This window comes from Shimia sp. R9_3, assembly GCF_017743755.1.
Classification (GTDB): domain Bacteria; phylum Pseudomonadota; class Alphaproteobacteria; order Rhodobacterales; family Rhodobacteraceae; genus Shimia.
The window spans coordinates 416,311-428,343 of sequence record NZ_JAGHRP010000001.1 but is presented as its reverse complement, the minus strand read 5'-3'; the positions used below and the strand labels follow the sequence as shown (position 1 = coordinate 428,343).

The following is a 12,033-nucleotide window of genomic DNA, read 5'->3' as shown; positions in this document are numbered from 1 at the left end:
AAGGCGACTCTCGCAACCCTATCCTAAAGAAAACACTGCACCTCGATCTGATACCCGTTCGGATCAGTGCAGAAAAAGCTGTAGATGCCAAAGCGCGCCATCTCTTCCGGGGCGCCTCTTAGGGTGGCATTGGCCATTTTTAAGGCGGTATAGGCTCTATCCACGGCGGCGCGATCCTCCACCACGAGCGTGATCATGCTGCCTTCGGGCTGCACCACCCGATCCCCAAAAGCCTCGCACACACCAATGCGCGCACCGGGTGCTGTCTCAAAAATCATCGCGCTGCCCGCGTCATGTGCAACCGGCAGCCCCAGCGTGTCGCGATAGAAGGTCACACAGGGCGCAAGCGCTTCGGCGTAAACCCAGGTGATCTGATACTGCACACCCTTCATTTCAGCCGCCCCACAATCCGCCCGATAAAGATCGCCACAAACATCGTGCCCACAATCGCCTGCAACCCGGTCAGCACCCGCGGCAGGCTCGCCGCCGGGGTCATCTCGCCATACCCCACGGTCGTCATCGTAATCATCGAGAAATAGACAAACGGCGCGCGCTCGTCCCCGACATCCCCCGGCAGGTTGAAAGACCCGGGATGCACCGCCTCAATCCGCCAGTAAAACACACCCCACAGCATCGCCATCAACAGATAGCCAAACACCCCGCTGGACAGCCGCTCATATTCGGAATGCACCGGCCCGATCAGCTGCCAGAAACTGGTGAGCATCGACCCAAACAGCAATATCCCCGCCAGAATGGCCAGGCTGCCGTCCACTCTGACACCGGCAAATTCATTTAACACAATCAAAGCGATCCAGATCAGCACAGGCACGCCCATAACAAAGCGCAAAACCGTGTTGCGACCGGTGGCCCCGACAACACCCAGAAACAGCAGGCTCAACCCCCAAAGCCCCGCGGTATCCGCCCAATGCACGCGGTCTTCAAACCCGTCCAGAAGGATCAGCGCCACCAGCAACGCCAGCAGGATCGACCATCTATGGGTCTGAATAAAGCCAGTCGGGGCCGGAATATCCGTCGTTTCACTCACCTGTCTGTCCTCAAATTCACGCCCCAAATGTCGGCGTTTCTTCACCCTAGTCGCAACGTCCCGCGCAAGAAAAGCCGCTTGGCAAGCGCCGCCGCGAGGCCCGTGCTCCCAAGCCCGTCGCAACCCTGCGCCCCAGTCCTCTGCCAACTGTCTGGTTGCGACACAACCTCTGATGGGGTTACATCGGAAAAACCTACACACAATACAATAAGTTGAGACCGGCTGAATGGACTTTCGCGCAATAGGCATGGGGCTGCTGTTTGCCCTGATCTGGTCCTCAGCCTTCACCTCCGCCCGCATTATTGTGGCTGACGCCCCGCCGCTTGCGATTTCGTCTCTGCGGTTTGCACTGGCGGGTACAATCGGCGTGCTGATCGCCCGCGCGCTGGGGCAAAGTTGGAAGCTCACACCCTCTCAATGGCGTGCAACCCTGATCTTTGGCCTCTGCCAGAACGCGCTGTATCTGGGTCTGAATTTCACCGCCATGACCACGGTTGAAGCCTCGCTGGCCTCCATCATTGCCTCCACCATGCCGCTCATCGTGGCGCTGCTGGGGTGGTCGGTGCTGGGCGAGCGCCTGACACCTGTCGCCGCCATCGGGCTGATCGTCGGCTTTGGCGGCGTGATCCTGATCATGGCCGGCCGCCTGCAGCAAGGTGTTGATCTCTTTGGCGTGCTGCTCTGCGTCATCGCCGCGCTGGCCCTCGCGGTGGCAACGCTCACCGTGCGCAATGCCTCCGGTGGCGGCAATGTCCTGATGATCGTTGGCCTGCAGATGTTTGTCGGCTCCATAACGCTGTTTTTTGCATCGCTGATCTTTGAGACATGGGCGTTCAACTGGAACCCCGTGATGATCACCGCCTTTGCCTACACCGTGCTTGTCCCCGGCCTTCTCGCCACTTGGATCTGGTTTGCGCTGGTGGGCCGCATCGGCGCTGTAAAAGCCTCTACCTTCCACTTTCTAAACCCGTTTTTCGGTGTTGCCATCGCCGCCTTTGTGCTCGGTGAGCGGCTCCAGATGACCGACATCATCGGCGTGATCGTCATCTGCGCAGGCATCCTCGCGGTGCAACTCTCCAAACAGACGAAACAAATTCACACGACCACGTGATCACCTGTCAGACGGGTTTCACATGACAGAACAGCGCCGCCTTGGCAAAAGGTGGCCATGGAATTTGTCTTTGCATATGCCGCAGGGCTGCTGACCCTGATCAACCCCTGTGTGGTGCCCGTGTTGCCGATCGTTCTGGCCACAGCCCTTCAGGCCTCCAAACATGGCCCCGCCGCGCTCGCCCTCGGGATGAGCATCAGCTTCGTGGTGCTGGGCATGCTCGTGACCACCTTTGGCTATGCCATCGGTCTGACACCGGAAACCCTGTCTCAAGCCGGTGCGGTTCTGATGATCGTCTTCGGTGCCATCCTGCTGGTTCCGCGGTTCTCCATGGCGTTTTCCACCGCCACCGCCGGTGTTGCCGCCAAGGCAGACAGCGGCATGGACGCGGTGGACAATTCCACCCTGCGCGGCCAGTTCCTTGGTGGCCTGCTCTTGGGCGCGGTCTGGTCCCCCTGCATTGGCCCAACACTGGGCGGCGCCATTTCTCTAGCCAGCCAAGGGGAAAACCTCGGCTTTGCCGCGCTGATCATGGTCGCTTTTGCCGCCGGTGTCTCCACGCTGATCTTGGGCCTTGGCTACGGCGCGCGCTCCACCATCGGCCGCCATCAGGCCACCATGCGCGCCATCGCCGCGAAATCCCGCCCGATCATGGGCGCCATCTTCCTTGCCACCGGCCTCGCGCTCTTCTTCAGCCTGCATCACGTGATCGAAGGCTGGCTGCTCAGCGTCATGCCGGCATGGCTCATCGACTTGTCTGTATCCGTTTAATCAAAGGAGTTTCCCATGCACCGCCGCACATTCCTGACCGCCGCAGCCGCGTCGCTTCTTGCACCTTTTGCCGCCCGCGCCGCCACAGACTACACCCCCGGCCTCGTGAAGCAGCACCTCGCCAAAGGGGACATCGTCTTCCTTGATTTCTCCGCGACCTGGTGCGCCACCTGCGCCACGCAAGAGCGCGTGGTCAACGAACTGATCGAAGAAAACCCGGCCTATGGCGAGACCATCACCTTCATCAAGGTCGACTGGGACACCTACCGCAAGGCGGAGCTGACCAAGAGCCTCAAGATCCCGCGCCGCTCTACATTGGTGGTGCTGAAAGGCGACCAAGAGCTGGGCCGCATCGTTGCAGGCACCTCCAAATCCCAGATCAAAGGCCTGCTGGACACCGCTCTCAGCGCCGCAAACGCCTGATCTCACAAACGCCACGCCAGCCTCGGTTATCATGACGCTGGCGTGATCCCCCTTTTCATCACCTCCATATCTCCCATATTCCAAGGGAGAAAAGAGACACGCCGCTGCAAAACCGCAGCGCGGGAAGGAGAGGCCAATGACCACCTACAAACGTGATATGGATGCCATTGCAGCCCTGAATGACGAACAATTCTGGGTCACACAGGAAAACGGGACAGAGCGCCCGGGCTCCGGCAAGCTTTTGTATAATAAAGAACCCGGCCTTTATGTGGATGTAGTGTCAGGCGAGCCGCTCTTTGTCAGCTCTGACAAATATGAAAGCGGCTGCGGCTGGCCCAGCTTCACCAAACCGGTGGAAGCGGCCTTTGTCACCGAACACCACGACGCCACCCACGGCATGATCCGCACCGAAGTGCGCTCCAAGCACGGCGACAGCCATTTGGGCCATGTGTTTCCTGACGGCCCCCGCGACCGTGGCGGGCTGCGCTACTGCATCAACTCCGCCTCTTTGCGTTTCGTGCATCGCGACGATATGGAGGCAGAGGGCTATGGCGCCTATCTCGACCAAGTAAAGGAGATCGACCAATGAGCGAACGCGCAGTACTGGCAGGCGGCTGCTTCTGGGGCATGGAAGACCTGATCCGCAAGATGGATGGGGTTCTGGCGACCCGCGTGGGCTACACCGGCGGCGATGTCCCCAATGCGACCTACAAAAATCACGGCACCCATGCCGAGGCCATCGAAATCACCTTTGATCCAGCCAAGACCTCTTTCCGCAAGCTTCTGGAGTTCTTCTTCCAGATCCATGACCCGACCACGGTGAACCGTCAGGGCAACGACATCGGCACCTCCTACCGCTCTGCGATCTTCTATGTGGATGACGCGCAGAAAGAGATGGCGATAGACACCATCAAAGACGTCGAAGCCTCCGGTCTCTGGCCCGGCAAAGTCGTCACCGAAGTCACAGCCGTCAGCGACTTCTGGGAAGCCGAAGAGTATCATCAGGACTATCTTGAGAAAAACAAAGGCGGCTACACCTGCCACTTCGCCCGCCCCGACTGGGTCCTGCCCAAACGCGCAGGGTAAAGTTCAGCGTAACATTCCAAGCCCCGGCCATGCGCCGGGGCTTTGTGTTTAAAACCATCGCCCCTGCGCGCTCAGATAGACCCGTGCGCTATCTCCAGTCGCAAAATCAGTCAGCCCACTGATCCGGTGCAGCGCCGCCCGCGCGGAACTAGCGCCCACCGCTTCCATCGCAACGGCGCCAACCTCGCTTGCAACCGGCGTGGCATTAGCGGCCAGATCGTCCCCATCCAGCGTCGCAGTCACCACAGGTGGCGCGGCAAAATCCGCAGGGTAGCTCCAGTCAGCGGCCAGCCGATGCACCGCGTCAAAATCCAGATCCAGCGCATGCGCACAGATCATCGTCCCATCCGCCCATTTGGTGAAAGCCCCATTGGCACCGCTGCCCTGCTCGATCACCGCCCCCGTGGGCACGCCGCCACTCTCTGAGACGATGCCCACCAGCGACCCACTGTCCCAAAGCCGCTGCCACGCGCCCCAAACACCACCATCAAGCCGCCGCAGATAAAGCGCCCCACCGCTCTGATCACACAACATCTGAAACCCGCCATCGGATTCTGATTTCGCCACCAAAACCGCATGCCGCCCGCTCAACCCTGTCGGCACATTGGCTGCCGTGCCAGCATTGGTAGAGACTATTCCACCTGAACTTGCTGTATTCAGATCCGTCACCTCCGGTGCTGCAGCGCTTCCAAGCCCAAAGCCACCCACCGTCAGCAGCCGTCCCTCAGTGGCATCCAGCGCATCCGCCTGCACCGCGCTTCCGCTCAAATGCCCCGTCGCCGCCGCAACCTTGAGCGCTGTTGTCCAATTGCTCCCATCCGGCGAGACTTTGATCGACCAGTCGTTCTCCCCTGCAAGCCCCATCTCCGCATGGCCCATCCAATTGGATTGAAACAACAGCGAAGCTGTGTCGCCAGCGGATGCCTTATTCAGCTTCAGCTGATGCCCTGCCCCGTCATGCGACAACAGCGTGGCCTCCGCCGCCACCGACAGCCGATTCACCGCATCCGGTGTTGCCCCCAGCCCCAGCTGGTCAAAGGACAGCCCGGCCCACTGCCCGCCACGATAGATCCGCAACGCCTGCTCCGCCTCGCCAAAGGCACGCCAGCCCTCTTGCGGGGTCAGATACAGCCAGCCGCCATTGGCCCAGACCGCCAGCATCCCGTCCTGCCCGGCCCAATCCCCATTCGCGCCTGCCCCAAGCGCATAGCGCTCCCCTTCCATCGGATTGACGGGCGGCTCCACCGCGTCAAAAGCCTTCACCGACAGCCCAACCAGCGCATCCAGCTGCTCTATCGCCTCATTGTGGGTGACATGCTTCTGCGCCTGCGACGGCTGAATATAAGGCATATCGAGGTTCGGGGATCTCTGGGGCATCGCGCGGTCCTTCTCAGGCAGATGTGGCCAAAACTGCCCAAACCCTGCACAAGAGAGATCAACACTTCCTGACACCACCGCACGCTAGTGTGCCAGACAAAGAAAAACCCCGCACACCTTCAGATGTACGGGGCACTCGTTTTGAGGTCAGCTCACCTTACAGCGCGCCGTTAAACCGATCCCGTGCCGCGCGGCCATTGTCGCTGTTTTCAAAGCACACATGCAGGCTGTGATCCTCCAGCACCACCTCATGGAACGCCAATGCCCCGGCGTGGCTCGCCAGAGTCGCCTCGGTCGCCACCAAATGCTCAAACACGTTGCGGTCAATCACCGCCGCATCAATCCGGCCCGCCGCCACTTTGCTGATGTTGCTCGCATCCGTCGGCCCCGCATCCACAGTCAGCGCCCCCTCAGCCGCCATCGCATCAAACGTGGCCTCATTCACATAGCCCTGCACCACGCCAATCCTATAGGCTTTCAGATCGTCATGGCTGGCCCAGTCAAACCCGCCGTCGGTGCGATAGATAAATCCCACAGGGCTGGTGCCAAAAGACGCCGAATAGAGGCACCGGTCCCCGCCCGCATCCGCATCAGAGCCCGCGTCATAATATTCCGGATACACACCAACCCAGGCAGGATCCTTCGCCGCCAGATTCACCGCACGGTTCCAGGGAAACACCTGCACGGTGGCCTCATCCCCCGCCGCCGCAAAGGCGCCAACCACCGCCTCAGAGCTCGCACCGCTGCCATCCGCCATCACATAGGGCGGCCACTCCAGCGTGGTCAGTTTCAGGGCTTCCGCGTGAACCGCAGGCGCGGCAAAAGCAGCAACCGCCAACGAGAGTACCAGTTTTGAAGCGCGCATCGGCGTTCCTTTCCTCTTGGGTCTAATCATTGGCGCCACCGAACCACGATTTTTCTAAGAGAAAGTTACCCGCATCAGCCTCACATAAGGTGATCTAGAGGCAACGCACGCCAAAGGGCACCGACCGCCAAAGGCGCACATCTTCTGAGCGTTCCAGGCCCTTCAATGCCCCCTCAGCGCCTCACCCCGCCCGCAGCTGCTCCAGCGCCCAGCGCGCCGCATCCGCAACCGTTTCATCTGCGTCCTGCACAAGCGGAGCGATCACAGGACAAAACGCAGCATCCCCCGAATTGCCAATGGCGTAGAGCACATTGCGCACAAAGCGGTTCCGCCCGATCCGCTTGATGGGCGAGCCTGAGAAAAACGCCCGAAACTCCTGATCCTGCAACTGCACCAGCTCCGCCAGTTTCGGCGCCACCAAGTCGTCGCGCGCGTGGTATTTCATCTCCCGCGCGCCCTGGGCAAATTTGTTCCACGGGCAGGCCGCCAAACAGTCATCACATCCGTAAATCCGGTTGCCCAGCAGAGGGCGCAGCGCCTCATCCACCGGCCCGTGGGACTCAATGGTCAGATAAGAAATACAACGCCGCGCATCAATCTGATGCGGCGCGGGAAAGGCATTGGTCGGGCACGCATCCAGACAGGCCCGGCAGGAACCGCAATGATCAATTTCAGCCTTATCCGTCTCTAATACAGCGGTTGTGAACACCGAGCCGATGAAGAACCACGAGCCCAGATCGCGGCTCACCAGATTGGTGTGCTTGCCCTGCCAGCCAAGTCCCGCCGCCTGCCCCAGCGGCTTCTCCGGCACTGGGGCGGTGTCCACAAAAACCTTCACCTCCGTCTCAGGCCCGGCTTCTGCAATCAGCCACCTCGCCAAGCGCTTCAGCCGCTTTTTGACCGTGTCGTGATAGTCTTTGTTCTGCGCATAGACCGAGATCGCCGCGCGGTCAGCCTGCCCATGCACGGCGGTCGGATCATGTTTGGGGGTATAGCTCTCTCCCAGCATGATCACAGACCGCGCCTCAGGCCAGAGCACGCTGGGATCACTGCGCCAATGGGTGCGCTCAGCCAGCCAGCCCATCTGCCCGTGATAGCCCTTGTCCAGAAACTTCGCGAGATCGGCGCCCACATGCCCCACAGCATCCGGACGGCACACCCGCGCCAGATCAAAGCCCATTGCCTGCGCTTCGGCCTTCATCCGGTCTGTCAGCTCATGGGACATGTCAGCGCGGCTTTCTCATTCGCCAAATATCCTCGGGGGTGAGGCCGTCAGGCCGAGGGGGCAGACAGCCCCTCCTCCCGGGTCTTAGAAATCCAGATCCGCATAATGCGCCGGGGGCGGGAAACCCGGAACCTGATCCGCCAGAATCGGCCGAAACGCCGGGCGCGACTTGATGGTCGCATACCAGTCTTTCACCACGGCAGAGCGGTTCCAGTCCACGTCGGAAATATAGTCCAGCGCGCTCAGATGCGCGGCGGCGGCAAAATCTGCCAGCGTCATCATGTCTCCGGCCAGCCAGCGGCGATGATCAAGCAGCCAATGCATGTAATCCAGGTGATATTTGATCGCCTTGGCCCCGGCTTTCACATTGGTGCTGTCAGGATAGCCTGTGCCCATCAGCTTGCGGTTGACCCGCTCATAAAGCAGCTTGGAGGTCACCTCGTGATGGAACTTGTCATCAAACCAGGCCACCAGACGCCGCACCTCATAACGCCCGTCCGCATCCTTGGGCATCAGCGCGGTTTCCGGATATTTCTCTTCCAGATACTCACAGATCGCCCCGCTCTCGGCCATCATCTTGCCGTCCATCTTCAGAACCGGCACCTTGGCCGCCGGGTTGCGGCGCAGAAAATCCGGATCCTGCTCCCAGTAGCGCTCCTCGACCAGCTCCACCTCAAGCCGCTTTTCCCCCATGCAGAGGCGCACTTTTCGACAGAACGGAGACAGGGGAACGTGGAACAAACGGTTCATCAGCAAGGTCACAGTGCAATTGAATCTGATTTTGGGCTTTGATCCTCAATGCCCTGCGAAGGCGCATTTTTCAATCCGCAAAACACGCATCCCGCCCGTCTGCGCGTATGGTTGCCGCCCCATCCAGGATCGCAGCAGCCCGCTTGCGCAGCCCCGCCGTGGGCTTGCTGGCAGAGCGCCCCTTTGGATTGGGCAACACCGCCGCCAGCCGCGCCGCCTGCACCGCAGTCAGATCTTCAGGGCCAACACCAAAGTAATGCCGCGCTGCCGCTTCCACGCCAAAGACGCCTTCGTCAAACTCCGCCACATTGAGATAGATTTCGAGAATGCGCCGCTTGCTCCAGGCCATCTCAACCAGTGGAGTCATCAAGGTTTCCAGCGATTTGCGCAGCCAATTGCGCCCTTGCCAGAAATAGACGTTTTTGACGGTTTGCTGGCTCAGCGTGCTGGCCCCGCGTCCCGCGCCCTCTTCAATGGCGCTGCGGATCGCGCGCATGTCAAAGCCCCAGTGCAGGCAGAAATTCGCATCCTCAGCCGCCACCACAGACCGGCGCATCACCGGCGCAACCTCTTCAATCGGCACCCATTGCCGGTCAATGCTGCCCAGCCGCCGCTTCTCGCCAACCATGGTCCATGTAAAAGGCGGGTTCACCACCGCATAAAGCAGCACAGACAGCACCACAAAAGCGGTGCCCCAGATCGCCAAACGCCGCACCCAATAGCGCAGGCGTTTCCACTGCCGCTGCATCAGCCCTGCGTCTGACTTTTTGCTGCTTCTTTTCTTGCTCTTGGCCATGACCCTGCCACGTGTTTTACGCATAGGGAGTAGAGCTTCGGCCCCGCCCTGACAAGACAGTCACGCAAGGCTTTGCCAAGCGCTGCCTATGGCGAGCAGGCCCAGGCCCGAACTTCGCATCCCGCGCCATAGTTCTGACAGAAGGCCAGCGCCACATCCTCGGCGGCCATGCGCGAATGGCTCTCGCCAAAGCCCCATTGGTCGCGATCACCCTGCGCCATCGCTCCACAGCCGTTGAAAAAGGTCTTCACCGTGTCGCAGTTGTCGCCACAGATCGCCTGCACCCGCTCTCGCGCCATGTCCTCGGAATACTGGCTGTAGGCATAGCCCCGCGCGCCCTCCGGCCCGACCCCCACAGCGCCCCAACAGCGTGCAAAGCCACATTGCTGCGCCTCAACTGGGACTGTGCAGGCCAAACTTGCGATCATCAGCGACAGAACACCCCATGGCTTCATCATGCGTCACCTCCATCTTCAACGGTGGCGCGACATTCTGTGCACGCGGGACTTACTGGGCCACCTTAGGCCTCATGCGGTAAAGATTTGGTAAGGCGTATTCTCTCAACACACATGCCTGAGTAAGGCGTGCAGGCTTTGTCACGTGACGTCCTTTAGGTTGAACACCAAAGTCCCATTTACCCGAAATTAGGACGAAATCCGTAGGCCTAAGCTAGCGTGAGGCAGAAAGTACTCTGCTATCTCAATGAGAGATTTGTCGAAACGTCCTAAGTTTGGAATGCGCATTCATGAAGTTATCTGCCCCGAAGTTTGTTTCAAAGCTCAGCGCCAAGCTCACCGCTGTCATGACCATTTGCCTGTGCTCCACCGTCATTGTCGGCGCAACCCTGACCTATGAAATCTCTCAGCTGACCCGCTTCACCGAAGCGCTGTTTGAGAAAGAATACCAGATCGCCGCCTCCCTGCGCGACGTGGAAACCCACCTTGTGACCATCAACCGCGACATGCTCACAGCGCTTGTCGACACCTCCGCAGAAACCCATGAGGCCGTTTTTGAGGATGCCAAGGCCAGCGAGGCACTCATCAACACGCTCCTGACAGAGATCGAACAGCTCGCCCCCGCAAACGCTGAAGAAATCGCCAACCTGCGCAGCGCCGTGGAAAACTGGCGGCCCCTCTGGCTTGGGGTGTTCCAGATGGCGGCCAACGGCGGCCATGAATTTGCTTACGAGGCCTTCCGCACCCACGGGCCGACCCAGCTCAACGATATCCGCGAAGCCCTGGGCGCCACCCGCACCGCCTCCGACGCCTCCACCGCCGCCTTTGTCGCCAATGCCGCCGCCACAAAACAACGCGCCTTCCTGATCGCCGCTCTGATCATGATCGGCGCCATCGCCCTCAGCATGGGCGGCGGCTACGTCCTGCGCCGCTCCATCGTCTGCAGCATCATCGACCTCAACACCGCCATCGGCAAACTCGGCGCAGACCAGCTCACCGAGCAAACCCCGCACACCGGCCGCCGCGACGAAATCGGCGACATCGCCCGCACCGTGGAGCGGCTCCGCGTCCGGCTGCAGGACGGTGCCGAGGCGCAGGAACGCGAGGCCGAATCCCAGCGCGGCAACGCTCTGGTGGTGGATGTGCTCAGCAAGGCGCTCACCGATCTCGCCCAGGGCGATTTCCGCAACGACGTGAATATTTTCCTCCCCGAAGCCCACAAGAAACTGCGCTACAAAATCAACGACGCCCTCATCGGCCTCAACGATGTGGTGGTGCAGGTCGGCGAGGCGGCGGAAAACATCCAGACCGAGATCACCGAGATCAACACCGCCACGCAGGAGCTCGCACACCGCACCGAACGTCAGGCCGCCACGCTGGAACAGACCACTACCGGCATCGATCAGGTCACCGACAGCGTGAAAGCCACCTCCCGCAACGTCGACACCGTGAAAGACGCCGCCATGGGCGCCCGCGCTGATGCCGAAGACAGCAGCCACATCGTGCGCGAAACCGTGCAGGCCATGGCCGAAATCGAACGCTCCTTTGCCGAGATCAGCCAGTTCATCGGCACCATCGAAGATATCGCTTTTCAGACCAACCTGCTGGCACTCAACGCCGGGGTCGAAGCCGCGCGCGCAGGTGATGCGGGCAACGGATTTGCGGTTGTGGCATCCGAGGTCCGCGCGCTGGCTCTGCGCGCCGCAACGTCGGCGTCCGAGATCAAGGAACAGGTCGAAACCAGCAGCCACCACGTGGAAAAAGGCGTCGAGCTTGTCGGCCGCACTGGCGCGTCACTTGGCGCGATTGTGGAGCATGTCTCAGGCATCGCGGAAATGGTCGCCGACATTCACCAATCCGCCAAAGAACAGGCCGCCTCGCTGGGCGACATCAACGCCTCGGTCAATCAGCTCAACAACGTGACCCAGGAAAACGCCGCCATGGTCGAGGAAACCACAGCAGCCAGCAATCTGCTCAATACGAATGCCGTGCAGCTCACCGAGCTGGTGGGGACGTTTAAGACCCGCCCCGTGGAGGAAGAGCCTGAGCAGCAGCAGATGTCGGCTTGAGGGGAGTCGCGCCGAGCGCGCCTGCCCCAAAAGTAGACGGTGACAATAATGCGCAGGATA

At 60.6% G+C, this 12,033-nt stretch carries 14 protein-coding genes; 6 read left to right on the top strand and 8 right to left on the bottom strand.

Translation table 11 applies throughout. The annotated features are described in order from the left end of the window. Nucleotides 1–23: 23 nt before the first annotated feature. Together J7412_RS01965 and J7412_RS22085 are read right to left on the bottom strand one after the other, a co-directional pair. Nucleotides 24–392 carry a VOC family protein gene (locus tag J7412_RS01965; protein WP_209076527.1) on the bottom strand — a complete coding sequence of 123 codons (369 nt, stop codon included), beginning with the start codon at nucleotides 390–392 and terminating at the stop codon, nucleotides 24–26. Then, nucleotides 389–1,045: a potassium channel family protein gene (locus J7412_RS22085; RefSeq protein WP_209076525.1), complete on the bottom strand. Its 657-nt coding sequence runs from the start codon at nucleotides 1,043–1,045 to the stop codon at nucleotides 389–391. Before J7412_RS22085 ends, J7412_RS01965 begins: the two co-directional genes overlap by 4 nt. 226 nt (nucleotides 1,046–1,271) lie before the next feature. Between J7412_RS22085 and J7412_RS01955 the strand changes: the two genes are divergently transcribed. From J7412_RS01955 to msrA, 5 genes are all read left to right on the top strand, one after another. Further along, entirely contained in the window at nucleotides 1,272–2,156 is an 885-nt protein-coding gene (locus J7412_RS01955; RefSeq protein WP_209076523.1) for a DMT family transporter, read from the top strand. 57 nt (nucleotides 2,157–2,213) lie between these two features. Then, nucleotides 2,214–2,927: a cytochrome c biogenesis CcdA family protein gene (locus tag J7412_RS01950; protein WP_209076521.1), complete on the top strand. Its 714-nt coding sequence runs from the start codon at nucleotides 2,214–2,216 to the stop codon at nucleotides 2,925–2,927. 15 nt (nucleotides 2,928–2,942) lie between these two features. Further along, nucleotides 2,943–3,350: a thioredoxin family protein gene (locus tag J7412_RS01945; protein ID WP_209076519.1), complete on the top strand. Its 408-nt coding sequence runs from the start codon at nucleotides 2,943–2,945 to the stop codon at nucleotides 3,348–3,350. 136 nt (nucleotides 3,351–3,486) lie between these two features. Beyond that, complete coding sequence (gene msrB / locus J7412_RS01940) at nucleotides 3,487–3,939, top strand: peptide-methionine (R)-S-oxide reductase MsrB (protein WP_209076517.1); 453 nt, start codon at nucleotides 3,487–3,489, stop codon at nucleotides 3,937–3,939. Continuing rightward, nucleotides 3,936–4,436: a peptide-methionine (S)-S-oxide reductase MsrA gene (gene msrA, locus J7412_RS01935; RefSeq protein WP_209076515.1), complete on the top strand. Its 501-nt coding sequence runs from the start codon at nucleotides 3,936–3,938 to the stop codon at nucleotides 4,434–4,436. The genes msrB and msrA overlap by 4 nt, the downstream gene beginning before the upstream one ends. Nucleotides 4,437–4,484: 48 nt before the next feature. Here msrA and J7412_RS01930 read toward each other — a convergent pair whose 3' ends face one another. The 6 genes from J7412_RS01930 to J7412_RS01905 all read right to left on the bottom strand — a co-directional run bounded on the left by J7412_RS01930 (nucleotide 4,485) and on the right by J7412_RS01905 (nucleotide 9,907). After that, on the bottom strand, nucleotides 4,485–5,813 hold the full coding sequence (locus J7412_RS01930; RefSeq protein WP_209076513.1) for a DUF2793 domain-containing protein: 1,329 nt from the start codon (nucleotides 5,811–5,813) through the stop codon (nucleotides 4,485–4,487). A 157-nt stretch (nucleotides 5,814–5,970) separates the two neighbouring features. After that, on the bottom strand, nucleotides 5,971–6,678 hold the full coding sequence (locus tag J7412_RS01925; protein ID WP_209076510.1) for a transporter substrate-binding domain-containing protein: 708 nt from the start codon (nucleotides 6,676–6,678) through the stop codon (nucleotides 5,971–5,973). Between the two features lie 181 nt (nucleotides 6,679–6,859). After that, nucleotides 6,860–7,903, bottom strand: a complete 1,044-nt coding sequence (gene queG, locus J7412_RS01920) for a tRNA epoxyqueuosine(34) reductase QueG (protein ID WP_209076508.1) — start codon at nucleotides 7,901–7,903, stop codon at nucleotides 6,860–6,862. 84 nt (nucleotides 7,904–7,987) lie between these two features. After that, the gene (locus J7412_RS01915) at nucleotides 7,988–8,653 is read right to left on the bottom strand and encodes a glutathione S-transferase family protein (RefSeq protein WP_209058445.1); all 666 of its coding nucleotides are present in this window, start codon (nucleotides 8,651–8,653) and stop codon (nucleotides 7,988–7,990) included. Between the two features lie 70 nt (nucleotides 8,654–8,723). Next, the gene (mtgA, locus tag J7412_RS01910) at nucleotides 8,724–9,449 is read right to left on the bottom strand and encodes a monofunctional biosynthetic peptidoglycan transglycosylase (protein WP_209076506.1); all 726 of its coding nucleotides are present in this window, start codon (nucleotides 9,447–9,449) and stop codon (nucleotides 8,724–8,726) included. Nucleotides 9,450–9,535: 86 nt separating this feature from the next. After that, entirely contained in the window at nucleotides 9,536–9,907 is a 372-nt protein-coding gene (locus J7412_RS01905) for a DUF4189 domain-containing protein (RefSeq protein ID WP_209076504.1), read from the bottom strand. Between the two features lie 287 nt (nucleotides 9,908–10,194). Between J7412_RS01905 and J7412_RS01900 the strand changes: the two genes are divergently transcribed. Continuing rightward, nucleotides 10,195–11,973, top strand: a complete 1,779-nt coding sequence (locus J7412_RS01900; protein WP_209076502.1) for a HAMP domain-containing methyl-accepting chemotaxis protein — start codon at nucleotides 10,195–10,197, stop codon at nucleotides 11,971–11,973. Nucleotides 11,974–12,033: the final 60 nt, after the last annotated feature.

Coding starts and splice junctions, on each gene's coding strand:
- J7412_RS01965 (WP_209076527.1), bottom strand. CDS start 392: ATGAAGGGTGTGCAGTATCAGATCACCTGGGTTTACGCCGAAGCGCTT.
- J7412_RS01955 (WP_209076523.1), top strand. CDS start 1,272: ATGGACTTTCGCGCAATAGGCATGGGGCTGCTGTTTGCCCTGATCTGG.
- J7412_RS01950 (WP_209076521.1), top strand. CDS start 2,214: ATGGAATTTGTCTTTGCATATGCCGCAGGGCTGCTGACCCTGATCAAC.
- J7412_RS01945 (WP_209076519.1), top strand. CDS start 2,943: ATGCACCGCCGCACATTCCTGACCGCCGCAGCCGCGTCGCTTCTTGCA.
- msrB (WP_209076517.1), top strand. CDS start 3,487: ATGACCACCTACAAACGTGATATGGATGCCATTGCAGCCCTGAATGAC.
- msrA (WP_209076515.1), top strand. CDS start 3,936: ATGAGCGAACGCGCAGTACTGGCAGGCGGCTGCTTCTGGGGCATGGAA.
- J7412_RS01930 (WP_209076513.1), bottom strand. CDS start 5,813: ATGCCCCAGAGATCCCCGAACCTCGATATGCCTTATATTCAGCCGTCG.
- J7412_RS01925 (WP_209076510.1), bottom strand. CDS start 6,678: ATGCGCGCTTCAAAACTGGTACTCTCGTTGGCGGTTGCTGCTTTTGCC.
- queG (WP_209076508.1), bottom strand. CDS start 7,903: ATGTCCCATGAGCTGACAGACCGGATGAAGGCCGAAGCGCAGGCAATG.
- J7412_RS01915 (WP_209058445.1), bottom strand. CDS start 8,653: ATGAACCGTTTGTTCCACGTTCCCCTGTCTCCGTTCTGTCGAAAAGTG.
- mtgA (WP_209076506.1), bottom strand. CDS start 9,449: ATGGCCAAGAGCAAGAAAAGAAGCAGCAAAAAGTCAGACGCAGGGCTG.
- J7412_RS01905 (WP_209076504.1), bottom strand. CDS start 9,907: ATGATGAAGCCATGGGGTGTTCTGTCGCTGATGATCGCAAGTTTGGCC.
- J7412_RS01900 (WP_209076502.1), top strand. CDS start 10,195: ATGAAGTTATCTGCCCCGAAGTTTGTTTCAAAGCTCAGCGCCAAGCTC.